General features: G+C 33.5%; 29 protein-coding genes. 3 read left to right on the forward strand and 26 right to left on the reverse strand.

Annotated elements, in window-relative coordinates:
- Window positions 1–5: 5 nt before the first annotated feature.
- A complete protein-coding gene (pth, locus tag ACWCL1_RS00060) occupies window positions 6–563 on the reverse strand; it encodes an aminoacyl-tRNA hydrolase (RefSeq protein ID WP_454544885.1) in 558 nt (185 codons plus the stop codon).
- Between the two features lie 212 nt (window positions 564–775).
- On the opposite strand from pth, the gene cbpA reads away from it, so the two are divergent.
- Window positions 776–1,411, forward strand: coding sequence for a cyclic di-AMP binding protein CbpA (gene cbpA, locus ACWCL1_RS00065; RefSeq protein WP_454544886.1), 636 nt, complete (start codon window positions 776–778; stop codon window positions 1,409–1,411).
- A 72-nt stretch (window positions 1,412–1,483) separates the two neighbouring features.
- On the opposite strand, the gene ACWCL1_RS00070 is transcribed toward cbpA, so the two are convergent.
- From ACWCL1_RS00070 to ACWCL1_RS00165, 20 genes are all read right to left on the reverse strand, one after another.
- Window positions 1,484–1,840 carry a type II toxin-antitoxin system PemK/MazF family toxin gene (locus ACWCL1_RS00070; protein ID WP_454544887.1) on the reverse strand — a complete coding sequence of 119 codons (357 nt, stop codon included), beginning with the start codon at window positions 1,838–1,840 and terminating at the stop codon, window positions 1,484–1,486.
- Between the two features lie 17 nt (window positions 1,841–1,857).
- Window positions 1,858–2,109: a hypothetical protein gene (locus ACWCL1_RS00075; RefSeq protein ID WP_454544888.1), complete on the reverse strand. Its 252-nt coding sequence runs from the start codon at window positions 2,107–2,109 to the stop codon at window positions 1,858–1,860.
- Between the two features lie 15 nt (window positions 2,110–2,124).
- Window positions 2,125–3,258 (reverse strand): alanine racemase, encoded by a 1,134-nt coding sequence (alr, locus tag ACWCL1_RS00080; RefSeq protein ID WP_454544889.1) that lies wholly within the window; start codon window positions 3,256–3,258, stop codon window positions 2,125–2,127.
- 14 nt (window positions 3,259–3,272) lie between these two features.
- On the reverse strand, window positions 3,273–3,635 hold the full coding sequence (acpS, locus tag ACWCL1_RS00085) for a holo-ACP synthase (RefSeq protein WP_454544890.1): 363 nt from the start codon (window positions 3,633–3,635) through the stop codon (window positions 3,273–3,275).
- Window positions 3,636–3,640: 5 nt separating this feature from the next.
- Entirely contained in the window at window positions 3,641–5,107 is a 1,467-nt protein-coding gene (locus tag ACWCL1_RS00090; RefSeq protein ID WP_454544891.1) for a DEAD/DEAH box helicase, read from the reverse strand.
- A gap of 21 nt (window positions 5,108–5,128) precedes the next feature.
- The gene (locus ACWCL1_RS00095; RefSeq protein WP_454544892.1) at window positions 5,129–6,496 is read right to left on the reverse strand and encodes a UDP-N-acetylmuramoyl-tripeptide--D-alanyl-D-alanine ligase; all 1,368 of its coding nucleotides are present in this window, start codon (window positions 6,494–6,496) and stop codon (window positions 5,129–5,131) included.
- A 212-nt stretch (window positions 6,497–6,708) separates the two neighbouring features.
- Window positions 6,709–7,593 carry a zinc metalloprotease HtpX gene (gene htpX, locus ACWCL1_RS00100; RefSeq protein WP_454544893.1) on the reverse strand — a complete coding sequence of 295 codons (885 nt, stop codon included), beginning with the start codon at window positions 7,591–7,593 and terminating at the stop codon, window positions 6,709–6,711.
- 17 nt (window positions 7,594–7,610) lie between these two features.
- Entirely contained in the window at window positions 7,611–8,165 is a 555-nt protein-coding gene (locus ACWCL1_RS00105; protein WP_454544894.1) for a LemA family protein, read from the reverse strand.
- 247 nt (window positions 8,166–8,412) lie between these two features.
- On the reverse strand, window positions 8,413–8,841 hold the full coding sequence (locus ACWCL1_RS00110) for a GNAT family N-acetyltransferase (RefSeq protein ID WP_454544895.1): 429 nt from the start codon (window positions 8,839–8,841) through the stop codon (window positions 8,413–8,415).
- A 115-nt stretch (window positions 8,842–8,956) separates the two neighbouring features.
- A complete protein-coding gene (locus tag ACWCL1_RS00115; RefSeq protein ID WP_454545233.1) occupies window positions 8,957–10,204 on the reverse strand; it encodes an NCS2 family permease in 1,248 nt (415 codons plus the stop codon).
- Between the two features lie 258 nt (window positions 10,205–10,462).
- Window positions 10,463–11,392 (reverse strand): thioredoxin-disulfide reductase, encoded by a 930-nt coding sequence (trxB, locus tag ACWCL1_RS00120; protein ID WP_454544896.1) that lies wholly within the window; start codon window positions 11,390–11,392, stop codon window positions 10,463–10,465.
- Window positions 11,393–11,404: 12 nt separating this feature from the next.
- Entirely contained in the window at window positions 11,405–11,719 is a 315-nt protein-coding gene (gene trxA, locus ACWCL1_RS00125) for a thioredoxin (RefSeq protein ID WP_454544897.1), read from the reverse strand.
- 162 nt (window positions 11,720–11,881) lie between these two features.
- A complete protein-coding gene (locus ACWCL1_RS00130; protein ID WP_454544898.1) occupies window positions 11,882–12,130 on the reverse strand; it encodes a type B 50S ribosomal protein L31 in 249 nt (82 codons plus the stop codon).
- Window positions 12,131–12,244: 114 nt separating this feature from the next.
- Window positions 12,245–13,468 carry a transcription termination factor Rho gene (rho, locus tag ACWCL1_RS00135; RefSeq protein ID WP_454545234.1) on the reverse strand — a complete coding sequence of 408 codons (1,224 nt, stop codon included), beginning with the start codon at window positions 13,466–13,468 and terminating at the stop codon, window positions 12,245–12,247.
- Between the two features lie 122 nt (window positions 13,469–13,590).
- Window positions 13,591–14,871, reverse strand: a complete 1,281-nt coding sequence (locus tag ACWCL1_RS00140) for a UDP-N-acetylglucosamine 1-carboxyvinyltransferase (RefSeq protein WP_454544899.1) — start codon at window positions 14,869–14,871, stop codon at window positions 13,591–13,593.
- Between the two features lie 133 nt (window positions 14,872–15,004).
- Complete coding sequence (locus ACWCL1_RS00145) at window positions 15,005–15,835, reverse strand: DNA/RNA non-specific endonuclease (protein WP_454544900.1); 831 nt, start codon at window positions 15,833–15,835, stop codon at window positions 15,005–15,007.
- Between the two features lie 90 nt (window positions 15,836–15,925).
- Window positions 15,926–16,144, reverse strand: coding sequence for an LBP_cg2779 family protein (locus ACWCL1_RS00150; protein ID WP_454544901.1), 219 nt, complete (start codon window positions 16,142–16,144; stop codon window positions 15,926–15,928).
- Between the two features lie 77 nt (window positions 16,145–16,221).
- The gene (locus ACWCL1_RS00155) at window positions 16,222–17,823 is read right to left on the reverse strand and encodes a CTP synthase (protein ID WP_454544902.1); all 1,602 of its coding nucleotides are present in this window, start codon (window positions 17,821–17,823) and stop codon (window positions 16,222–16,224) included.
- Window positions 17,824–17,981: 158 nt separating this feature from the next.
- Window positions 17,982–18,524 (reverse strand): DNA-directed RNA polymerase subunit delta, encoded by a 543-nt coding sequence (gene rpoE / locus ACWCL1_RS00160; protein WP_454544903.1) that lies wholly within the window; start codon window positions 18,522–18,524, stop codon window positions 17,982–17,984.
- A 43-nt stretch (window positions 18,525–18,567) separates the two neighbouring features.
- Window positions 18,568–18,996, reverse strand: coding sequence for a DUF1934 domain-containing protein (locus tag ACWCL1_RS00165; protein ID WP_454544904.1), 429 nt, complete (start codon window positions 18,994–18,996; stop codon window positions 18,568–18,570).
- 99 nt (window positions 18,997–19,095) lie between these two features.
- Here ACWCL1_RS00165 and ACWCL1_RS00170 point away from each other — a divergent pair, with 99 nt between their 5' ends.
- Window positions 19,096–20,457 (forward strand): HD domain-containing protein, encoded by a 1,362-nt coding sequence (locus tag ACWCL1_RS00170; protein ID WP_454544905.1) that lies wholly within the window; start codon window positions 19,096–19,098, stop codon window positions 20,455–20,457.
- Between the two features lie 28 nt (window positions 20,458–20,485).
- On the opposite strand, the gene ACWCL1_RS00175 is transcribed toward ACWCL1_RS00170, so the two are convergent.
- The 3 genes from ACWCL1_RS00175 to ACWCL1_RS00185 form a co-directional block, all read right to left on the reverse strand.
- Entirely contained in the window at window positions 20,486–21,232 is a 747-nt protein-coding gene (locus ACWCL1_RS00175) for a YibE/F family protein (RefSeq protein ID WP_454544906.1), read from the reverse strand.
- Entirely contained in the window at window positions 21,232–22,335 is a 1,104-nt protein-coding gene (locus ACWCL1_RS00180; RefSeq protein WP_454544907.1) for a YibE/F family protein, read from the reverse strand. Before ACWCL1_RS00180 ends, ACWCL1_RS00175 begins: the two co-directional genes overlap by 1 nt.
- A gap of 154 nt (window positions 22,336–22,489) precedes the next feature.
- A complete protein-coding gene (locus ACWCL1_RS00185) occupies window positions 22,490–23,194 on the reverse strand; it encodes a glucosamine-6-phosphate deaminase (protein ID WP_454544908.1) in 705 nt (234 codons plus the stop codon).
- 172 nt (window positions 23,195–23,366) lie between these two features.
- Here ACWCL1_RS00185 and ACWCL1_RS00190 point away from each other — a divergent pair, with 172 nt between their 5' ends.
- Entirely contained in the window at window positions 23,367–23,606 is a 240-nt protein-coding gene (locus tag ACWCL1_RS00190) for a hypothetical protein (protein ID WP_454544909.1), read from the forward strand.
- Window positions 23,607–23,649: 43 nt separating this feature from the next.
- Here the strand turns inward: ACWCL1_RS00190 and ACWCL1_RS00195 are convergent, their stop codons facing one another.
- Together ACWCL1_RS00195 and glmU are read right to left on the reverse strand one after the other, a co-directional pair.
- Window positions 23,650–24,639, reverse strand: coding sequence for a ribose-phosphate diphosphokinase (locus tag ACWCL1_RS00195; protein WP_454544910.1), 990 nt, complete (start codon window positions 24,637–24,639; stop codon window positions 23,650–23,652).
- A 71-nt stretch (window positions 24,640–24,710) separates the two neighbouring features.
- Complete coding sequence (gene glmU, locus ACWCL1_RS00200; protein WP_454544911.1) at window positions 24,711–26,123, reverse strand: bifunctional UDP-N-acetylglucosamine diphosphorylase/glucosamine-1-phosphate N-acetyltransferase GlmU; 1,413 nt, start codon at window positions 26,121–26,123, stop codon at window positions 24,711–24,713.
- Window positions 26,124–26,172: the final 49 nt, after the last annotated feature.

Genomic DNA, 26,172 nt, shown 5'->3' on the forward strand with positions numbered 1-26,172 from the left:
ACTTTCTAATTAAATTTATTCATTGCTTCCATGAAATTATCTTCTTTAAGCCAGTATTCAATTGCATTCACAGCTTTTTGACACCCTTCATCAAATTGGCTTTTTTCCGTAGCAGTAAATTTACCTAAAACCCAATCTACTACCGTCATAATTTGAGGGCGTCCAATTCCTACTTTTACTCGCTTAAAATTTTGAGTTCCCACATGTTGAATGATACTTTTGATTCCATTATGTCCTCCAGCAGAACCTTTTTGCCGTAAACGCACTTTTCCTACATCCATGTCTAAATCATCTTGAATAACCAATAAATCATCTGGAGATATTTTATAAAAATCCATTAATGGCTTGATTGCTCGCCCAGATTCATTCATAAATGTACTTGGTTTTACTAATAAAACTTTTTCTCCATCAACAATTCCTTGACCAGTTAAAGAATGAAACTTTTCTTTATCAATTTCAATATTGTTTTGAGCAGCTAACTCATCTATTACCATAAAGCCAGTATTATGTCTGGTTTCATCGTACTTTTTGCCAATATTTCCTAATCCAACAATTATTTTCATCATAACTACTTCCATTCTAAATTTAATTTAACTACGCAAAAAACGAGCCTGTATTTTGACAAGCTCTTTTACTTTTTTATTCGCAACTAGTATACCATATTTTACCTTTGATTCTTTTTCATAAGAATTCCACATTAAATATTACTTAGAAATAACTTAATATGTTATGATAGTAGATGAAACTTTGAAATGGAATTTCTAGGAGATTTGTAATGATTTTAAAAGAAATTGTTAAACCGAAAAGTGAACTTACCACAATTAGTGAAACAGCTACTTTAGAAGAAGCCCTTGATATTTTAGAATCATCTGGATTTCGGTGCGTTCCGATTTTAGATAAGACTGGAAAACTTTTTCGTGGAAATATTTACAAAATGCATATTTATCGGCACAAATCTCGTGGCGGTGATATGCAATTGCCAGTTACCCAATTGTTAAAAAATGCAAGTAAATTTATTTCAATTGATTCTGCTTTTTTCAATATTTTCTTTACAATTAAAGATTTACCTTACATTGCTGTTTTAGATGAAAATAATAATTTTTATGGAATTTTAACCCACAGTAGTTTGCTTAATACCCTTTCTCAATCATGGAATGTTAATAATGGAAGTTATGTATTAACTGTTTTATCTAGTGGTGATCGGGGAGATTTAGCCAAAATTTCTAAAATCATCACACGCTACAGTTCAATTGCAAGTTGCATTTCATTAGATTTACATGAAAGCAATAATATTCAAAGAATTTTATTTACATTACCTTCAAATGTAGATGAACATCGTTTAAAACGAATTGTTGCTAGTTTAAAGCGCAATAAATTCGAAGTAACTGAAATTGAAAATTTACATGCTTAAAAAGGCCTGCACTTATCTAAAGTGCAAGCCTTTTTAATTGATTTAGTATTTAAAAATAATTATAAATAATTGCTAGTTAATATTTGCTAAACCAACACTGATCATTAAAGCGTGGTCCACTTGTTTCATAATTGTGTTATCTAAATGAGTTACTTTTCGTTTGAGACGTTTTTTATCAATTGTACGAATCTGTTCTAGTAAGACCACTGAATCTTTCTCCAATCCATCTTTTTTCTTCACCGCAACATGGGTTTGCATCCGTGGTTTGGAAATTTTAGATGTAATTGCAGCAATAATTACAGTCGGACTAAAACGATTACCAATATTATTTTGAATAATTAATACTGGTCGTAACCCCCCTTGTTCTGACCCTACTACTGGCGATAGATCCGCATAAAAAATGTCACCTCGTTTAATTTTGTCACTCATTTATCTGCCTCAATTCTCTAACTAATTCGTCGAATTAAATTTTGACATTCTTGTTCACAATGTTGAAATTCATTACTAATATCTGCGTTAAGTGAACTCATTTCATTGTATCCTGAAATCATTTGTTCTAAAGATTTTTGATGTTCTAAAATATACACTGCAATTTCTGGTTCATTTTTAATTTGATCAACTGAAATTGAATAATAATCGCAATATGTTTGTAAATTTTCACAATTTAAAATCTTTTCCACAGCAACGTTGGAATTCATTTTAAACAACCTCCATCAACCTTTATTATCAACATAGAAACGCGGAACCCGCTGTGCAATCGAACACACAATTTCATAATGGATTGTTTTTGCATAATCAGCAGCATCTTGTGCTGTCTTTATTTTACCATGATTTTCACCGATCAAAGTAACTTTTTTACCCTTTTCCATTTCATATGGTAAACGAACCATAAATTGATCCATACATATGCGTCCAACAATTTCACACTCTTGTCCATCAATTAAAACCGTTGATCCTTGCATTCTTCTTAACCATCCATCTGCATACCCCATTGGAACTGTTCCAATCCACTCATCATTTTTAGCAGTATATGTTGTTCCATAACTAATTGAATCGCCTGCATGCACTTGTTTTACTGCTACTAATTCACTTGATAAACTAAATGCCGGTTTTAATTGAACATCTGATGGAAGTTTAACTGCTTTGCCCGAAGGATTCAAGCCATACATTCCAATTCCTAAGCGTACAAGGTTACCACCACATTTGCGATGCCAAATTGAAGTTGCTGAATTAGCTACATGCACATATTGCGGTCTTTTTTCAACTACTGTCATCAAATCGTTAAACTTGGATAATTGTTGATTAAAATATTTGTGATCAGCAGAATCAGCAGTAGCAAAGTGAGTAAAGATTCCTTCGAACTCAAATTCATTTGGATATGTTTCAAGTAATGCCAAAGCCTTTTTTAAATCTGCTTTATTGGTAAAACCAATTCTTCCCATTCCAGTATCCAAAGCAAGATGTACCTTAAGTTTCATCTGATTTTTAGCTAGGAGTTTTTGTGCATCTTGTAGAAATTTTAAGTCGCCAACTGCAGTTGATAAATCATACTTAGCCATATAGCATGCTTGGTTGGCAGGAGTCACTCCTAAAATTAAAATTGGCTTAACGATTCCGACTTCCCGTAAAGCTACTCCCTCATCAATTAATGCCACACAAAAACCATCTACACCCGCTTCTTGTGCCGCAACTGAAACTGGAATTAATCCATGACTGTATGCATCTGCCTTAACAACTGCAAATAAAGACTGATCCTTATTTAAATTATTTTTTTCAATTTCAATATTATGTTTAATTGCACCTAAATCAACAGTAGCATAGGTATTGCGATGTTTACCAACAATCATCTTTTTGACCCCTTCTATTTCTCCTCTAAAATTACTTCCGTCATTACAAGATGATCAGTATGAGAAATCGATCCATGCACATTAAACCGATCATCATATGGATGGCTAGTAAATTTAGGTTTTCCATTTTTATCATTCAAAATCTCTAAGTCCATAAAAGCAACTACTTTACCAATTCCTGTTCCTAAAGCTTTACTATATGCTTCTTTAATTGAAAATCTCCCCGCTAAAAACTCTGCTTGCCGTTTAGTAGTTAGCTTTTGATAATAATTAAGTTCAACCTTAGTCAAAACTTTCTTAGCAAAAGATCGATTTTTTTGTTGAATTTTTTGAATTCGTGAAATTTCTGTAATATCTACTCCTAACCCATATATCATCATAATCATCCTTTAGTTTTTTGGCGAATTTTAAATCTTACTTTTTTACTTTTAGAAGTATGTTTGTTTTTATAATTATGGGAACGATATTTTTTGTTTTTAGTTGAATAGCGGTTATTTTTCTTACTGTGTTTATTCCGATTTCGTCGTGGCAAAGGACGTTCAGGAGTTATTTTAACTGGAATTGTACTTGAATCTTCCTTTGAAACATCATTTAATAAGGCTGCAGCAATATCTAATGCACTAAATTCTTCTAACAATTTATTAGCACTTGCAACATATTTATCGATATCAGTATCTTCAACTAACTTACTGATTTCTTTAGTCGCACTTAACATTTGTCCTGCAAAAGCTTCTTCTTCAGTTGGTGGTCTCATTGGAAGCATTCGTTTCTTAGTTAATTTTTCAATTACCCGTAAATAGTCTATCTCATAAGGAACTACAAACGTTACTGAAATTCCATGTTTCCCTGCTCTTCCCGTTCTACCAATCCGGTGAACATAACTTTCTGGATCTTGTGGAATGTCATAATTATATACGTGACTAACTCCTGAGATATCTAGTCCTCGAGCCGCAACATCAGTTGCCACTAAAATATCTAACTGTCCGCTTTTAAATTTTTTTAATACATTACTTCGTTGTTGCTGTGATAAATCTCCATGGATTCCAGCAGCATTATAGCCTCTACTTTCTAATCCATGTGCTAATTCATCAACTCGTCTTTTAGTTCTTCCAAAAACAATTGTTAATTCTGGATCTTGGACATCTAAAATGCGTGTCATTACATCAAATTTTTCATTATCACGAACTTTAACAAAATATTGATCAACTAAATCCGTAGTAAGTTCCTTTGCTTTGATTTTAACTGTTTGCGGGTAAACCATAAATCGCTTTCCAATATTTAAAATGGCTTGAGGCATTGTTGCTGAAAAAAGCAATGTTTGTCGTTTTTTAGGTGTATGGGCAATAATCTTTTCAATATCATCTAAAAAGCCCATATCAAGCATTTCATCTGCTTCATCTAAAATCAACATTTTGACATGAGATAAATCCAGCGTTTTTCGTTGTAAGTGATCTAATAATCTTCCAGGTGTGCCCACTAAAATATGGGGCGAATAATTTTTTAATTGTTTAATTTGCCGAGCTATATTTGCTCCGCCATAAACAGCTTGAACCTTAGCTTTCTTTTCCTTTCCCAGTTTATATATTTCTTCTTGCGTTTGAATTGCTAATTCCCGGGTTGGAGAAATTACAAGCGCTTGAATTTCTCTTTTAGAATAATCCATTTTTTGAAGTAATGGCAAACCAAATGCAGCAGTCTTCCCTGTTCCTGTTTGTGCTTGTCCAATTACATCAATTCCTGCTAAAACTAATGGAATTGTTTTTTCTTGAATCGGAGTTGCTTCTTCAAAGCCTACTCGTTGGGTTGCATTAAGCAAGTCTTGATCCAATCCTAAATCACTAAAGTTCAAAAAAATCTCCTCAATTCTCTTCTATTTTAACGCTTGCAAAACGTTTTCTAAATGCATTCCATGACTCCCCTTGAGTAAAATTACATCTTGAGCTGTCACTTGATTTTTTAAATTATCAGTTAACTGTTCTTGTGTTCCAAGCGAATAATAGTGAATTCTACTTGGATCCATTTTAGTTACCAACTTATCGGCTAAAATTCTAATTTCATTTCCATACAAGTAAACTTCATCAATTTTATCTGAATGGATTGCATTAGCTAATGATGCGTGCAATTCGGCAGATTTTTCACCTAATTCAAGCATGTCACCTAAAACAATAATTCTTTTACCTGTTGTTGGCACATTTTCAAATGATTTTAAAACAGCCTTCACAGCAGTGGGATTAGAATTATAAACGTCACTTAAAATTCTTTCGCCTAAAGCGCCTTTGACCCACTCAGTGCGATTCTTAGTAAGAGCAAAATCTTTAAGTGCAAGTTTCATATTATCAATTGAAATATGCATTAACTTTCCAACTTCAATCGCTGCTAATGCATTTTTGACATTATAATCACCAATCATTGGAATTTCAAAAGAAGCATGTAATTCTGGAACATCAAATGTAGTTTGATTTTCAGTACTATTAATACTTTCAGCCATTAAATCATCATTTGAATTCAATCCAAAAGTTCTGGTTTCTTGAATTAAATCAGTAGTTCTTTCACGTAACAATGGCTCATCACCATTATATACAAGAACACCGTCTTCTTTTAACCCATTGACAATTTCCATTTTGGCATCTGCAATCCGACTACGTGTCCCAAAAAATTCAATATGAGCTTCACCAATCATTGTAATTACTGCAACATCAGGTTCTACTAAGCGACTTAATTGATCTAATTGTCCAAACCGATCCATTCCCATTTCGACAACTAAAACTTCAGTATTCGGCTCCATTGACAAACATGTAATTGGAACTCCAATTTCATTATTAAAATTAGCATATGTCTTTGTGACGTTATATTGTGTTTTTAAAACCGCTGCAATCATATCTTTAGTAGTAGTTTTACCATTGCTACCAGTAACTGCAACTACACGTGGATTAATTTTAGATAAATAGTATTTTCCTAATTTCTGTAAAGCCTCTAAGGTGTTATCTACAATTAACGCTGGGATTGCGGTTGGTACAGCACGATGATCTTTTTGCCATAATGTTGCTGATGCATGTGCATCAATTGCATTTTGAACATATTGATGGCCATCGTGTTCTCCTTTCAAAGGTACAAATAAAGCGCCTGCTTCCATTTTTCGACTATCGAAACTTACGCTTGTGATTGTCACGTCTTGCCACTTCTCAGGAATATCTTCAATTCCTAATACCCGCGCAATTTCAGATAATTGCATCTTCATAAAGTTGCTCTTCCTTTCATAATACACTGCTTATTACGTTAAAAAATTGCGTATAATTCTCTGTAATTGTACCACATTATAATGCTAGCTTCATTTGATAATAGCAATTTTAATGAAAATAAAACACAAGGTTCAACAAAAGTATCCAAAATAAGCGAATATAAAAAAAGCTGCAACTTACGTCACAACTTCCCAAATATTTAATTTATTTCTTACACTTTTTCTAATCGTTCAATTCTTTTTTCAATTGGCGGATGAGTATCAAATAAATGTGTCCATGAATCTTTTTTAAATGGATCTGCAATATATAGTGATGCACTACTTGTATTTGCATTTTTCATTGGTTCACTTTGAGAAATTTCTCTTAATGCATTAATTAACCCTTGAGGATTACGCGTTAGTTCAACTGCAGATGCATCTGCTAAATACTCGCGATTACGCGATAAAGCCATTTGAGCCATCATCGCTGCAAATGGTCCTAAAACTAAAGTTAAAATTGACAAAATCATCATCAAAATAGTAAATCCTTGATTTTCATCACGATCATCGCGAATTCGTCCCCAAAATAAAGAATTAACTCCAAAATTAGCTAAATAAGAAACCGCTGAAGACAAGGCAAGAGCTGTTGATTGTAGCCGAATGTCATAATTGCGAATATGGCTAATTTCATGTGCCATTACACCTTCAAGTTCTTGGCGATCCAACTTGTTAAGTAATCCAGTAGTCGCTGCCACTGCTGCATGCTGCGGATCTGGGCCAGTTGCAAAGGCATTTGGGCTTGGATCATCAATAATATATACTTCTGGCATGGGCACTTTCCCAACCATTGCCATGTCTTGAACTACATGATAAAGTACTGGAGCTTGTTGCTCTGTAACCTTGTGTGCATTATTCATGTTCATTACAATTTGAGTTGACTGGCCTAATGTAATAATCATATAAAATATCCCCACAGCAATTGCAATTACAATTCCCGTTGAAACCTTACCAAAACAAAAGTATCCTAAAGCAGCTCCTATTAAGCCTACTAACAAAATAAAACCAAATATCACTACTAACGTTTTGCGTTTATTTTGAGCAATTTGTTGAAAAAGCATCTAATCGCTCTCCTTAACTAAAATGAAACTTTAGGTACTTCTTTAACAGCCGTTGGAGCTTCAAGATAATTTACTTTAGTCATATGGTGAATTTTAGCAATCAAATTTGATGGAAAAGTCACCAATTTTTGATTATATAAAGCTGCTGAACTGTTAAATAACTGCCGTGAATATGCAATTTTATTTTCAGTATTGGTTAACTCTTCTTGTAATTGTGAAAACTGTTGACTAGCTTTTAAGTCAGGGTAATTTTCAGCTAACGCAAAAATCGACTTTAATGCATCCGTTAATTGATTTGAAAGTTCCATTTTTTCTTCATGTGCATCTATTGGTAATGAAACAATTTTATTTCTTAATGCGACCACTTCTTCAAATGTTTCTTTTTCATGTTTAGCATAACCTTTAACCGTATTAACTAAATTAGGAATCAAATCATTTCTTCTTTGCAATTGAACGTCAATTTGACTCCATGCTTCTTCAGTATTAACTTTTGTAGTTTGAAGACCATTATATAGCACTACATAAGTAATTATGAGCACAACTACAATTACTAGTCCAATTAATAATCCCATTAGCTTTCTCCTTTAACTTATAAATAAAAAGATGGAGGTTGCGCCATTTGTCACAACCTCCATTTGCGGTATCCTAATTGAGAACAATTTGCTTTCATCCACATTAAAAACAAATCACACGCTGCAATCCGGCAGTTAATGTGTGCCGCTTTCGAAAATTGGTCAATGTACCGCAGTACGAACAATAAATTGCCTGACCATCTCTCGACTCATCGCATAGCGATATCATATCATTTTTTATTAAAATTTACAACTCTTTTGCCATTATATGATGCGGAATAGTTGCTTCAGTAAAACCTTCTCCTTCAGCAATATATCCGATTTTTTCATAAAATCCCGCTGCATTATCCTGTGCATGTAAAACAAGTCGTTCAACTTGTTGCTTACGTGCATCCCGTTCAATCTCATTCATAAGTGCTGAACCATAATGTTTGTTTCGTTGAGTTGCTAAAACAGCAACTCGCTGAATGAGCCACTGCTGTTCTCCTTTTACTACTCGTGCAGTCGCTACTGGATCAGTATTTACGTAACCGACATAGTAACAAGGGCCATTTTCACCCGTCATTTCCAATTCAATTGGAACTTTTTGTTCATTAACAAAGACTTGTTCCCTGATCGTAACCGCATCTTTGTACAAATCTTTATCAAGATTAGTCGTTTTTTCTATTTTTAACATAAATACACCTCATGACTCAATTATACATAAAAGTCACAAAAATGAAAGTAAATATTAAAATTTTGTAATTTTTCTGTTACATTTCTTGCTTATCTTAAATCAATTTTCACTTCAATTATTTAACATTTAAAATCCACATAAAAGCAATAAACACAAAGAATAAGATATACATCAGTGGAGGAACTTCTTTAGTTTTTCTTGCTGCTACCATTGTAATTGGATATGCAATAAATCCTAATGCAAGTCCATCTGAAATACTATATGTTAATGGCATTCCAATCAAAATTAAAAATGCTGGTATTGCAACTTCTAATTTTTCCCAATGAATTTTTGACATATTTTGTGCCATCAATACACCTACGATGATCAAAGCGGGAGCAGTTACTTGTGAAGTCGCAACTTCTAAAAATGGTGAGAAAAACATTCCAACAATAAATAAAAGTCCTGTAACCACTGCAGTTAATCCTGAACGGCCACCGACTGCAATTCCAGCAGAAGATTCAACATATGCACCTACTGGCGATGTTCCTAAAATTGATCCTACCATCATTCCAGTTGAATCTGACATTAATGCACGTCCAGCACGAGGCATTTTGTTATCTTTCATAAAGCCGGCTTGTTGTGATAATCCAATTAATGTTCCGGTTGCATCAAAAAATGTTACTAATAAAAATGTGAAAACAACCACCCACATTTGTACCGTATTAATTTCTCCAAGATGGTGCAATGCCACCCCAAATGTTGGCTTTAAACTTGGAACAGCTGATATAAAATGACTTGGCATTGGAATATAACCCGTTAAAATCCCAAAAATAGCTCCCCCAAGCATTCCAATAAAAATTGATCCAGGAACATTCATGATCATTAAAATTGCACAAATCAATAATCCAAATAAAGTCACCCAAACGGTTCCTTTAAAATCTCCCAAAGATACAAGGGTAGATTTATCTGCAACAATAATGCCACCTGATTTTAATCCAACAAATGCAATAAATAAACCAATTCCAGCAGAAATTGCATATTTTAAATCAGTTGGAATTGAATTAATAATCGTTTCACGTAGCTTAAATACAGTTAACAATAAGAAAATTATTGATGCCACAAATACTCCTGCTAATGCTGTTTGCCATGGAATCTTCATTTCAATACAAACTGTATATGTAAAGAATGCATTCACTCCTAAACTAGGAGCTGAAGCAAATGGATATTTTGCATAAATTCCCATTAATAAACACGCAAATGCAGAAGAAAGCGCAGTTGCCGTAAAAACAGCTCCTTTATTCATTCCTGCTGCACCTAAAACACTCGGGTTAACAAAAAGAATATATGCCATAGAAACGAACGTTGTAAATCCCGCTAGCATTTCTCGTTTAACATTAGTATGAAGTTGATCTAATTCAAAATAATTTATGATGCTTTTCACAACAATTAACATCCTTCCATAAAACACGAATATTATCACAATAACATCCATTTAATTTACATTGACTAATATACATTTTTGCAAGTTAATTGTAAATAATAATCACTAAAAAAATCATTTTAAATCATTTTTTTAACAATTAAAAAGCAAAAAGCGAACTTACTATTAAATAAGTTCGCCTTTTACTAAAACTTTTTACTAATCTGCTAAACTTTCTAAATATTGAAAGACTCCTTGACCAGCAATTCCACCATCGCCTACAGCGGTAGTAATTTGTCGCAATTTTTTATCACGAACATCACCAATTGCAAAAATTCCTGGAATTTTTGTTTTCATCTCATCATCAGTGATAATCCATCCTTGATCATTAGTAATTCCTAAATCTTTAAATGGCTCTGTCATTGGAACGTTTCCAATATAAATAAATACACCATCTGTAGAAATTAATTTATCTTCATTTGTTTTCTTATTATGAGTCATTACGCCTGTAACTTTCTTTCCGTCACCAACGATTTCAGTTACCGTCGTATCCCATGTAAAATCAATTTTTTCATTCTTAAACGCACGGTCCTGTAAAATTTTCTGTGCTCGTAATTGATCACGCCGATGAACAATATTTACATTCGCAACTAATTTTGCTAAATATTCGCTTTCTTCAACAGCGGAATCCCCGCCACCAACAACCGTTACTTTTTTATTTCGGTAAAACGCACCATCACAGACTGCACAATAAGAAACACCTTTTCCACTATATTCATCTTCGCCAGGTACTCCTAACTTACGGTATTGTGAGCCAGTTGCAATCACTACTGCAGGTGCTTCAAATTCGCCATCATCCGTTTGAATGTGCTTCATTCCTTGATCATCAACTGTTAGTTTTTCAACACTTCCATAAATGAAATCAGCACCAAATTGAATTGCACTTTGATACATTTCTTCAGCTAAATCTGGACCTAAAATTGATTTAAATCCAGTATAGTTTTCAACTTCTGCGGTATTATTCATTTGGCCACCATATACTCCGCGGTCAAGTAAAGCAACTTTTAAATTTGCTCTTGACGCATATAAAGCTGCAGTCATTCCACCGGGGCCAGCACCAATTACAATTACATCATATTTTTTTGTCATAGTATCCCTCAATTAAATATATTGATTAATAATTTGTTCTAATTGTGCCTTATCGTGATATCCAACAACTGTATCAACAATTTGACCATCTTTTTTGATAATCATTGTTGGAATTGACATAATTCCTAATTCTTGTGGTACTTCAGGATTTTGATCAATATCCATTTTAGAAAATGCCACTTTTCCTTCATATTCATTTGCCAATTGATCAACAACTGGTGCTTGCATGCGACAAGGACCACACCAAGTTGCCCAAAAATCAGTAAATGTAACTCCCTTTGCAGTTTCACTTTCAAAATTTGCATCTGTTAATTCTTTAATTGACATCTTCGATCTTCCTTTCTTTTAAAACATACTTACTTTTTATAAGTATAAAATATCAAATCAATGATTAAATAGCAACATCTTAGCTTAAAATTTTATAACTCTATGCTTACTTTTATTTTATAACAAAAAAGACTGCAGTAAAAATCTGCAGTCTGTAAAAAATTAGTCTGTAAAACCGTATTTTTTGTTGAAACGATCTACAACACCATCTGCTTGAGTAAACTTTTGCTTACCTGTGTAGAATGGATGTGAGTCACTTGAAATTTCAACACGGATCAATGGATATGTGTTACCATCTTCCCATTCAACTGTTTCATCTGATGTTGCTGTTGAACCAGATAAAAACTTGTAACCAGTTGATGAATCCATAAATACAACTTTATGATAATCTGGATGAATTCCTTGTTTCATTTTATATGTCGCTCCTTTGCCCTGGTTCATTTGCTGAGCCAGAGTTATTTTGTTAATCATACAACAGATATCATCTTAACATGAAAATTACACTGTTGCAATATCCTTATTTGGTTATTTAATTGATTTAATTTTACTGATTTGCTCAATAAATTCTTCATTATTTTTAGTTTTACGAAGCATTTCTAGTACTTCCGTAGTATCTTGTGTTAAATCATTTGTCATTAACTTGCGGCGCAGTTTCCAAATAGCATTGCGAATTTCTGCTGGTAAAAGTAAGTCTTCACGACGAGTGACTGATTTATCAAGGTCAATTGCCGGATAAATTCTGCGTTCTGCAAGCATCCGACTTAATTGTAATTCTTGATTACCAGTTCCCTTAAATTCTTCATAAATCACATCATCCATGCGGCTTCCAGTATCAACTAATGCAGTTGCTAAAATTGTTAAACTGCCACCTTCCTCAACATTTCGTGCAGCTCCAAAGAATTTTTTAGGCTTATACAATGCTGCTGGATCAACCCCACCTGACAAAGTCCGTCCACTCGGAGTTTCAACTAAGTTATATGCACGCGCCAATCGCGTTAATGAATCTAATAAAATCACTACATCTTGTTTATCTTCAACCAAACGCATAGCACGTTCTAAAACCAGTTCAGCAACTCGAATATGATTTTCAGGACGTTGATCAAAAGTAGAATAAATTACTTCACCATTAACTGTACGTTCTAAATCAGTAACTTCTTCAGGACGCTCATCAATTAAAAGTAACATTAATTTCGCCTCAGGATAGTTAGCAGACACACCTCCTGCAATCGCCTTTAATAAACTTGTTTTACCGGCATTAGGAGGAGCTACAATTAATCCTCTTTGTCCAAAGCCAATTGGCGCAAACATATCAATTACACGGGTTGATAAATTTTTAGGCTGAGTTTCTAATTTAATTTGTTGATCTGGATAAACTGGCGTTAATGCAGGAAAATGCGGACGATTCTTAGCTTCTTTTGGATCTTTACCATTAACGGAATCAATTCTCATCATTCCATAATTTTGTTCACCATGACGTGGCGGTCTTGCCAAACCTGCAACTTGATCACCATTCCGTAATCCAAATAATGAAATTTGAGAGGCAGAAACATAAATATCTTCTTGAGATGGTCCATAATTAATTGGTCGTAAAAAGCCATAAGAATCACGCCCACCTACAATTTCTAAGACTCCTTTCATATAAAAGAAACCTTGTTTTTCTGCTTGAGCTCGCACAACTGCCATTGCCAATTCTTTTTTATTCATTTGGCTATAATATGGAATCTTATATTTGCGAGCATACTCATACATCTCTTTTAATGTAAGTTTTTCAAGATCTTTAAGCGTAATCTCGTTATTTTTTTCACTTTCTTGATCTGGCACTGATTGTTTTTTATTATTGTTTTCTGATTTTTTATCCATTCATAACACCTTTATTCTGCAAGATCATCTGCTACAGTTAACAAATCAATATCTACAGCCAAATCATGCATTTTTTCAACAATTCGATCATAGCCTCGTAAAATGTTATCTGCATCATTAATAACCGTGGTTCCTTGAGCCATTAATCCTAATCCTAATAATGAAACTCCGGCACGAATCTCACCAGCTTCAACTGTAGCACCTTTAAGTTTTTTAGCTTGTTCAATTGTAAAGACACCATCTTTTGCAGTGATTTTTGCGCCCATTTTTTGCATTTCTGCAATATGTTTAATGCGCCTAGGATAAATAGTTTCAATAATTGTAGAAATCCCTTGTGCACGCATTAATAATGGCGTAATCGGTTGTTGTAAATCAGTTGCAAATCCCGGAAAAGGTGATGTTTTAACTGTAATTGGTTGTAATTTATCATTTCCCGGAACATAAATACTATCTTCATTAATTTCTAAAGTAACGCCCATTTCACGTAATTTAGCAATGAATGGATCTAAGTGTTCAGTAATAACATTTTTTACTAAAACGCCGTCTCCATTAGCAGCTGCAAATGATAAATAAGTCCCTGCTTCAATTCGATCAGGAATAATTGTATGGGTATTAGTTGATTTTAAGGTTTCAACTCCTTCAATGCGAATTTCATCAGTTCCCGCGCCTCGAATGTGAGCTCCCATATTGTTTAAAAATGTTGCTAAATCAATAATTTCTGGTTCCTTAGCCACATTTTCCATAATTGTAGTTCCCTTTGCTTTAACAGCTGCTAATAATACGTTAATAGTAGCTCCTACTGAAACCATATCAAAGAAAACTCGTGATCCATGTAATCCATCTGGACCCGTTGTAATTTTAACTGCATTTTCTTGTTCTTCTACCCGTGCACCAAGTGCTTTAAATCCTTTGATATGTTGATCAATTGGACGAGGTCCAATATTATCTCCACCTGGAAAACCAACTGTTGCTTCACCAAATTTACCTAGTAATGCCCCCATAAAGTAATATGACGCTCTTAAACTTCGAATTGCGCCTCCAGGTAAAGGTCGATTTTCAATTTGAGTTGGATCAATTTCAAGTTTTCCATGATCAAAATGAGATTTTACATTCATTGCTTCTAAAATTAGCATTAAATTATGAACGTCTAAAATTTCAGGAACAGAGTCGAAATGAACTGGTGTATCTGCAAGAATTGCTGCTGGAATCAATGCAACTGTACTATTTTTAGCTCCACCAATTGTCACTTCGCCACGTAGACGTTGTTCCCCTTTAACTATCATTTTTTTCATTGAAAAATTCCTCACTAATAAAAAATAATTTTAATCATTAAATCCCGTTTTACCGTTGAATAATTCAACGTGCCATCTTTTATGATACAAGATCCCCATTTATGTTTCAATCAATTTTAAATAATATTACTACTTAATTTCTAGTTGCATATCCCGTTGCATAATTAATTTTAATATTAGATTGTACATTAGGAACAAATACGTTAAATTGTAATGTTCCATCCGCTGATTTAGCTTCAAGATGTGCTCCTGAAGGGACTAAATTATTGCCATCATATATATTAGTTACACGATAACGCACTTGTTTATTTTGATCCAATGCTTTGCGAACCAATCCTTCATAGTAATTTTGTCCAGTAGAATCTTTACTTCTAGCTTCATTTGCCCATGCGGTTTGCGTTGCAATATTGGCCACATTTGATTCTGAAGCGTTAAATCCACGAATTCCCCCAACTAATGCATATGCTAATAAATGTCCACGATCATATGCATGTTGGTAATCTCCCGGGAGATTCGTCAACTGATGAAATCCCTTCGGTTTCCAATTCGTTCTTCCATTTCCGGTTTCATTACGATCCCGATATTCACGCGATGATTTATTTAGCCATGCATTTCCAATATGCGCTCGTCCTAATTGATCAACTTCATTAACAGCATATGGTGCACTTGCAATATTAGCATTTAAATCATTTTTATTATTATTAATAATAAATGCTCCTGCACCGTTATATTGGATTGAATCACTTCCAAGTTGTTTTTTTACATTATCCGTTAAAACACTTGCAGCTAATTTTTGACTAGGAGTGTCACTTGTTTCTTGAACATTTTCAGTAAATCCTAAATTTAAATTTGGAATTTGTCCTGAAAATTTGCCGCCTGTTACAATAATTAAAATTGCAGCTAAAATTGTAATAATCACTTGTGAAACCGTTACTTTTTGTTTCTTTTTTTTGCGCTTTGACATTAAATCTTCCTTTCCAAAAAAAAAGTTTACATCCCTCCATAATATAATACGAAGTTTTGCAAACTCTTTTAAGTTAAATTTAATTATTAATTATTCAGCATTGTCATTGGTGACTGGGTTTTCATCCGCCAACAGTTCCTGTAATTCTTGATATTCTTCTGGAGTTAATTTAGTTTGACCAGTTTTAATAGCATGAATTTTCTCTACAGAAAAATGGCTTGTTAAGGCCAACTCGGAATCAGTTAAGTGATACTTTTCTTGATATTTAACAACTGCTTCGGCAAGTCGCCCTAATTTTTGTTCTTTCATTAATAATTCGCCTCCATCTTATTATTCTTGCTATTTTTAGAATATCACATTTGGCCATAATAGTATGTTAATACGCCTTAGCGATTTTTATATGCTGCTTTTACAAAGGCTGCAAATAATCCTTCAGGACGTTGTGGCCGTGACAAGAATTCTGGATGATATTGGGCTGCAACGAAAAATTTATTTTCTGGAATTTCAACAATTTCAACCAAGCGATTATCGGGAGAGGTTCCTGAAATTACCATTCCTTTATCTGCAAATGCTTCACGATATTCATTATTAAATTCATAACGATGGCGATGACGTTCTTGAATAACATCTTGATTATCATAGGCGGCAGCAGCAACTGTACCGGGACGTAATTTACATGGATATGCTCCTAGACGTTGTGAATTTCCCATTTCTTCAACATCTTCTTGTGTTTCCATTAAATCAATAATTTTATGTGGTGCATCTGGATTTACTTCACCAGTAGTTGCATCTTCAATTCCTAAAACATCACGGGCGAATTCAATACTTGCCATTTGCATTCCTAAACATACACCTAAAAATGGCACATTATTTTCACGGGCATAGCGAATTGCTTGAATCATTCCTTCTAACCCACGTGAACCATATCCGCCAGGAACAATAATACCATCACAGTCTTTCAATTCATCCGCAACGTTGTCTTTATTAAGAGTTTCTGCATCAAAGTAGCTAATTTCAACTTTAGAATTAACTTGATATCCTGCATGACGTAAAGCTTCATTTACAGAAATATATGCATCTGGTAATTGAGTATATTTTCCAACTAAAGCAATCTTGATTGAATCCTTTAAATTACGCACGCGTTCAACCAATTTCTTCCAGTCTGTCATATTTGCTTCTGGAGTTTCCAAGTGAAGTTTTTGGCATACAATATCATCCATATGTTGTGCTTGTAAATTCAATGGAATTTGATAAAGTGTATCTACATCACGTGATTCAATCACTGATTCTGGATCAACATCACAGAAATTTGCAATTTTATTGCGAATTTCTTGAGAAACTGGCTTTTCTGTTCGTACAACTAATAAGTTTGGTTGAATTCCAACGCTTCTTAATTCCTTAACACTATGTTGAGTTGGCTTTGTTTTCATTTCACCAGCAGCTTTTAAGTATGGTAACAATGTTGTGTGAATATATAATACGTTATCATAACCAACTTCTGCTTTCATTTGACGCAATGCTTCTAAAAATGGCAATGATTCAATATCACCAACAGTACCACCAATTTCAGTAATTACAATATCTGAATCAGTAACTGTTCCTGCTCGCATGATTTTTTCTTTAATCATATTCGTAATGTGAGGAATTACTTGAACTGTTTTTCCTAAATAATCTCCACGCCGTTCCTTTTTCAATACTTCTGAATAAACTTTACCAGTTGTAACGTTTGAATACTTATTAAGATTAATATCAATGAACCGTTCATAATGGCCAAGATCAAGGTCCGTTTCTGTACCATCATCTGTTACAAAAACTTCACCATGTTGATATGGGCTCATTGTTCCAGGATCAACATTAATATAAGGATCAAACTTTTGAATTGTAACTTTTAATCCACGATTTTTGAGCAAGCGTCCAAGTGAAGCTGCTACAATTCCTTTTCCAAGTGAGGAAACTACCCCACCAGTAACAAAAATATACTTGGTCATTATAAAAACTCCTTTAGTTAAATTTGAATTATTTAATTAATGGGGATGAAAAAACAACAAGCTCCCTATTCAAGTGAATAGGGAGCTTTTCCGTACAAGTGGCTCTTTACGAGCGCCCAAATAAGATTTTACTCAATCACTTTCCAAACGTCAAGCTTTTATTCATCATCGTCGTCTGAAAATTCATTTAATTGACCTTCAATCCCATCTGGCAATTCGTCTTCAGGATCATCGCCATCATCCATATTATCTAAATCACTTTGATAATCTTTTAATTCATGACTTTGTTCTTCATTTTCATCAAAATCATCATCTTCGGGATCATCATTGTCATAATCGATTACATCATCGTCATTACTTGAATCCAAGAATGCATTGACCTTTTTACGTTTCTTACGTGGTTGGTCTCCTTCTTCATCAGAATGGACAAGTGCTTCATCGATTGATTCAAATGGATACCATGAACGCAATGCCCACATATTATCTCCAAGTGAGATAAAACTGCCATCAATGTTCAAATCTGTATAAAATTGCGGTAACCGTTCACGAATTTCTTCATCGCTTTTTCCAAGGAAGTTTTGAACAGCATTAGTTAAATCTGCAAACCCCATTGGTTCACCTTTTTCATGCAAAATTTCTCGTGAAACTTCGATCATCGACAATTCGTTTTTATTCATACCTTCGAATTTTTCAAGCCCCAATTGGTACACGTCCTTTCAGCAGTTTACTCTTCATCATACAATATTAAGAGTTAAATTGCAATCTAATTTTATAATCTCCTAATAAATCATGCCCATTGTAAAGTTGATAATTGATTGCTAATTTTCCTGCCTGTTTTTCTTGATCAAATTGAATTTTGAGTAAATTTGTTTCAATTTCAATTGGAATATTTCCATATGGAGTATGATACTGGGTTACTACTTTTTTTTGCAAATCAAAAGTTAAGTGTAACTTATGGCCTTCCATTTTACGAGTTAATTGAACTTCTTTATTAGGAACCACCTTAAACGTTACTAATGCATCTTCAGTTTGTTTTTCTGTATATCGCAAATAAAATACATTCTCCATTTGGATACACTTTCCATTTACTTTTTCAGCGTATTCTTCAGTTTCATTTGCTTGTTGGTGAAATGTTTCAATTTCAATTGTAACTGGAATTTCATTTTTGATCATTTACTCACCTCATCTTTAAATTTTCTCCTAAGTCCATTATATATCATTACTATAGTGAATGCGTTATAATAAAGATATTTAAGTAAACTTATAAAGGAGATGATCATCATTAATTCATATAAAGCTGAACTGTTACCAATGGAAAAAGTTTTGCGTGATCCTATTCACAACTATATTTATATTCAACATCGAGTTATTTTAGATTTAATTAATACCCGTGAATTCCAACGCTTACGTCGAATCAAACAATTGGGAACTACTTGTTTCACTTTTCATGGAGCAGAACATTCACGTTTTTCACACTCTGTTGGTGTGTATGAAATTACACGCAAAATTTGTGACTTATTTCAACGAAATTACCCTTCAAAAAAAGCTAGTGATGGATTATGGGATGATCATGAGCGTCTCGTTGCTTTGTGTGCAGCTTTACTTCATGATGTAGGGCATGGCGCTTACTCACACACTTTCGAGCATATTTTTAAAACTGATCATGAAAAAATGACCCAAGCAATTATTACTTCACCTACTACTGAAGTCAATCAAGTTTTACGGCGAGTGAGTCCTGACTTTCCTGAACAAGTTGCCAGTGTTATCGCTAAAACTTATCCTAATCCTCAAGTTGTGCAAATGATTTCTAGTCAAATTGATGCTGATAGAATGGACTATTTACTGCGTGATTCATACTTTACTGGAACTAATTATGGGAGTTTTGATTTAACTCGGATTCTGCGAGTTATGCGCCCCTATAAAGATGGCATTGCATTTAATTTTAATGGAATGCATGCTGTTGAAGACTACATTGTTAGTCGCTTCCAAATGTATCAACAAGTTTACTTTCACCCTGTTTCACGTTCAATGGAAGTAATTTTAGGCTCCCTTTTTGTGCGGGCAAAAGATTTATATATTGAAGACAAACTGCCACATAATTTTGCATATGAAACTTTTAAACCTTTTTTTGATAATCAATTTAATTTAACTCAATATTTAAAATTAGATGATGGCGTTTTAAATACATGTTTTAGTATTTGGAGTGAGTGCGATGATCCCACTTTAAAAGATTTAAGTTTACGCTTTTTGAACCGTAAACCATTAAAATCTGCTAAAGTCAGTTCAGCAACGCGATTACTTATTCCAAAACTAAGAGAATTAATTACTGAGGCTGGTTTTGATACTAAATATTATTCAGCTACAAATGATAGTTTTGATCTTCCTTATGATTCCTATGATCCAACTTCAAACAAACCGCAAACTCAAATTGAGTTAATGCAAATTGATGGTTCTTTAGTAGAACTATCATCTGTAAGTCCGCTAGTTAAAGCAATTAGCGGCAAAATCTTAGGTGATGAACGTTTCTTTTTCCCAAAAGAAATGCTTGCTAAAGGCAACCAACTTGAAATTTTTAATCCAGTTTATCAAAAATTTGATCAATATATTCGTAACGATCGTTTAGTAAATCCATAATAAAGAGGCTGTAAAAACAGCCTCTTTATTATTTTTTCAATTTTCGTGCAGTTAAGTATGTTGTAATTACAATTACTCCAATAACTGCAATAGCCGAATATAATACTAACATACACTCTGAAACAAAAATCTTCGAATTTAAGTAATAACCAAAACTTTCATGCAATTTAGCCAACAAAATAAATAATGCTAAATCACTGCCAAACATTCCAAAAAATAGAGTATTAAAAGTCATTCCCATAATCTGGGATCCAATATTGCCGCCACTTTTATATAGTTCTTTTTTAGTAATTCCTGGGTTTTGCTCAATAATTTCTTCTAGTCCGCTTGCAACTGCAATTGCCGCTTCAGAAATTGCACCTAATGTACTTAAAATTGCGGTAGAAATTGCCAATTGTTCAAAACTGACTCCAATTAATAAATTAAACGCTTCAATTTCTTCAGATTGTTCCATCGAAAAACCTTTAATTTGAGCAAAATGATCTAACGGAATGATCAATAGTAACATTACTGCTAACACAATTAACGTTGCTACAAATGCAGTGTTAGTAGAATGCTCATCATGATTTCCCATATAAATAGTAATCGCCAAAATACAAATTCCTGCAAAAAGAGACACTGCAAGCGGGGGAAAACCACTTGCAATTAAAATTACTGTCAAAAACAAAATTCCAAAATTCAATATAATACTACAAAAAGCAGAAATCCCCTGTTTGCCACCAACAATTACCATTAATACTCCTAATACAATTCCAAGTGTTACGATTGATGGCATTATTTAGCCTCCTTTCTTCCTAAAAAGCGTGAACAAAGGAAACTCGCTGATGGAATCACCAATGTAATTCCAATCCCACTAATAAGTGCTTGGGTAATTCCTAATGCCATTGACCATTCAAAAGTATAACCATATGTATTTCCAGATCTTAAATATAAAACTGCAATTGCAAAAGTTTCCGCAAAAAAGATCATCAATAATACGTTGATTAATGGTCCCATAATAGCTCTTCCGACATCTTGTCCAGATTTAAATAGTTGCTTAGCTGAGATATTTGGCTGTTTTCGTTTCAACTCAAATAAGGTTGAAACAATGTCCGTTGAAGCATCCATTACTGCTCCTAAAAGTCCGATAACTGTTGCTGATAAAAAAAGCTGTTGTGGCTCTTGAGTAGCAAAATCAAGTGCTTCATAGTGAATTCCTGAATTTCCCGTTAAATTTAAAATTCCAATTCCTAATCCCAGTGCAATGGTAGTTCCAAAAACAATTGATAAAAAAGATACCCAACATTGTTTATTCCACCCAATTACTAGCACAAGCGATAATCCGGTGAAAAGAAGTGCACTAACCGCAAAAATCCAAAAGAAGTTAGTAAAATCATAAGTGACATCCATTTGAACAAAGAATAGAAAAATTACAAAATTCAACGCAACACTTAAAAGTGCTCGCAGACCACTTAAATGCATCGTTAAGTATAATAAAACAACTACTAACCATATAAGCATAATCAAATATGTATCTCGCTTATAATGTGAAATTTGAGCCGTAATTGCCTTCTTTTTACTATGATGCAAATTTAAAAAGATTTGCTGTCCTGCAAAATACTGTTGATCATACGCTCCTGATTTTGAAAATTGATTTTTTACTATAACTTTTTTTCCCTTATATTTACCATTAAGAATTTTAAGCGTTAAAATTTGTTCCGTTGTTTCATCTTTATTTTGAAAAGAATCCTCTGTAGAAATTGCTTTGTCATTTTTTATTTTAATTACCTGTCCAATTTCTTGATGATATAACCAAGCATCGTTAGAAGTAAAAAAGTACAAAAAATAACCGCTTAAAATAATGATGATTGCTCCAAATATCGCTTTTTTATTATGCATATTTATCACCTCAACAATCACTCATAACAATACCATTCATCTAAAAAAATTTAAAGTAATAATACCATCAAGTTGGAACAAAAGTAGTTAAACTGGCAAATAAGAATAAAAAAAAGACTACAATTTATATCGCAGTCTTTAAGTTAATAATCTTTTATTTTAATAAGGAAGCTGCTGCTCCATCAATAATAACCGTTACATTAGCATGATTTTGCAATACACTTGCAGGAACCTCTGGAGTTACAGGACCTTTAATCATAGCTTTAATAGCTTCTGCTTTTTTACTTCCATATGCCTCTAATAAAATATGCTTGGCTTTCATAATTGAGCCAATTCCCATTGAATATGCTTCTTTAGGCACATCATCTTGATGATCAAAAAAACGTGCATTAGCATCAATTGTTGATTGGGTAAGTTTGATTTTACTTGTCAATGAATCAAATGGTGTTCCAGGTTCATTAAAACCAATATGACCATTACGTCCTAATCCTAGTAATTGTAAATCAATTGGATGTTCATCAATAATTTGATTATAACGAGTTGTCTCAGCTTGGGCATCAAGATTAGTTCCATCTGGAATATAAGAATGTTTAAATGGCTTATATTTAAACAAATGTTCATTCATAAAATAATGATAACTTTGAGGATCTGTTGGTTTTAATCCAACATATTCATCTAAATTAATTGAAATACAGTTTGAAAATTCTAAATCACTTGCAACAATTTCTTTATAAGTTGTAATGGGAGTACTTCCAGTTGCTAATCCAAAAACTTTTGCACCATTTTTAATTTCATTTTGATAAACTTTTAAAGCTTCTTTTCCGCCGGCAACTTGGTCTTTAACAGTAATGATTTTCATTTTAAACATCCTTTCGTTCCGCTTTGGTATAGTCCAATTATACAATGGACTATACCATTTTTCAACCTTTAATTATATAAAAATCCCCAAGTTAATAATTTTGTGATCGTTTTCACATATGTTATCATATACATATACTAATCATCATTTTGTCACTAAAGGAGAGATTAAGATGAGTATGAATGAAGATGTATTTTTCAACCCTGGTCAATCAATCGCCAGTGACTATGATTACAACAAAGCTTACATTGCAGCTCAAGTTTATCATCAAAAAGTTGAAAAACCTGTTTTATTAGTTAAAAGAAAAGGTGATCAATCATATTTGGTTTTTGATGAAGAAGCCGCAGTTGCTGAAGAAAAACGTGAAACTAAAAATGTTAAATCTTATAAGGTTGTAAAAAGAATTAAATAAAAAAAAGATTGTGACTAAATTTAGTCACAATCTTTTTTATGAATTAGTCCTTTGGGGTTGCATTCGAACGAAAACGGTTCTTAAACAATGGACTAACTGGTTTATTTTCATGAATACGACGAATTGCATCGCCAATAAGTGGACCTACAGATACTTGAGTCAATTTATCAATTTGTTTTTCCTCTGGAATTTGAATTGAATCTGTTACGATAATTTTTTTAATTGGAGACTTATCTAACCGTTCAATTGCAGGACCTGATAATACGGGGTGAGTTGCACATGCATAAACTTCTTTAGCCCCTGCATCCATTAATGCTTGTGATGCTAAAGTAATTGTCCCCGCTGTATCAATCATATCATCAATAATAATGCACCGTTTATTGTCAACAGAACCAATGATGTTCATAATTTCAGCAACATTGGCCTTAGGACGACGTTTATCAATGATTGCAATTGGGGCCTTTAAAAATTCAGCCAATTTACGGGCACGAGTTACTCCTCCATGATCAGGTGAAACTACTACTGCATCTTTTTCTAAACCATTTTTTAAGAAATAGTCAGCTAAAAGTGGAGCTCCCATTAAATGATCAACAGGAATATCAAAAAATCCTTGAATTTGGGCAGCATGTAAATCAAGTGCAATTACTCGATCTGCTCCTGCTTTTTCAAGCATATCAGCCACTAACTTAGCAGTAATTGGTTCACGTGAACGTGCCTTACGATCTTGACGTGCATAGCCATAATATGGCATTACAACATTAATTGTTGATGCACTTGCTCTTCTTAATGCATCGATCATAATTAACAATTCCATTAAATTGTCATTGACCGGAGCAGAAGTTGATTGGATAATGAAAATTTCATCTCCACGAATACTTTCTTCGATATTGATACGGATTTCACCGTCGCTAAAACGATCGACAGATGTTTCACCGAGAGGAACGCCAACGGCATCTGCAATTTTTTTTGCTAACGGTTTGTTTGAATTCAAAGCAAAAATTTTTACCTTTGAACTATAACTTTGTTCAGCCATGATTGCCTCCAATAATGATTAGTCTACTATTATAGTATTAATTTATCGTCTCAAAAGCAAGTTAAAATCAATTATTTATTCTTTTTTTCTGCTTCTTCTGTTTTTTTTGCTGCTTGAGCAACTGGATATTTGTCATAATATCCTTCTTTATTAACTTGACGTCCACGGCCAATTCCCATTGCACGTGAAGGAACATCATTTGTGATTGTTGAACCTGCAGCAACATATGCATGATCACCAATTTCAAGTGGAGCAACTAAATTAGCACCACTTCCAATGAATGAATAATCACCTACGTTTGTATGATGCTTGTTCATTCCATCATAATTAATGAAAATTGTGCCACAACCAACGTTAATGTCCTTACCTAAAGTTGCATCGCCAACATAAGTTAGATGACCTACTTTAGTATTTTTACCAATTTGAGCTTTCTTGACTTCAACAAAGTTTCCAATATGCACATCTTCACCAATGTCTGCTTGGGGACGTAAGTGACTGTAAGGACCTATATTAGAATTTTTCCGCATAATTGATTGTTCAAGATATGAAACAGTGACTGTCACTTGATCTTCAATTGTGCAATCAATAATTTGAGAATGAGCACCAATTACACAGTCTTCACCAATCACTGTTTTTCCTTTAATTTGAACACCAGGTTCAATCACTGTATCTTTGCCAATTTTGACATCAACATCAATGTATGTGCTGCTTGGATCAACAATAGTTACCCCGTTGCGCATATGTTGTTCATTAATTCGTTTTTGCATTACTTTAGTTGCCTTAGATAAAGCAACTCGATCATTTACTCCCATTGATTCTTCAAAATCAGCCATTTCATATGCACCAATTTTCTTTCCTTCATTTTGCAAAATACCAATCACATCTGGTAAATAGTATTCGCCTTGAGCATTATCATTTTTTACTTGGTGTAATGCCTTAAATAATTCACGATTATCGAAAACATAAACACCCGTATTAATTTCATTAATTTTTGCTTCTTCACTAGTAGCATCTTTTTGTTCAACAATTTTTTCAACTTCATTTGAAGCATTCCGAATTACTCGTCCATATCCAAATGGATTAGTTGCACGTGCAGTTAAAACTGTTGCAACATCGTGGTTTTCTTCATGATATTGAAAAAGTTTATTAAATGTATCAGCCGTAAATAATGGAGTATCGCCACAAGCAATCAATGTCATTCCATCTTTGTTTCCTAGCATTTCCTCAGCTTGCAAAACGGCATGTCCAGTACCTAATTGCTCTGATTGAAGTGCATACTTTGTACGATTGCCTAAAGTTTCTTCAACTTTTTGAGCTCCATGACCGACAATTGTTACAATTTCATCAACATTATCATATTCAATTTGAGTTAATACATGATCAACCATTGCTTTTCCACAAACTGGATGTAATACTTTATATAACTTTGATTTCATACGAGTACCTTGACCCGCAGCTAAAATAATTGCAAATTTTGCTGTCATTTAAATTCCTCATTCTCTTTTAAAATTATCTTCATATAATCAAATTTTA

The organism is Ligilactobacillus sp. LYQ135, from assembly GCF_053711055.1.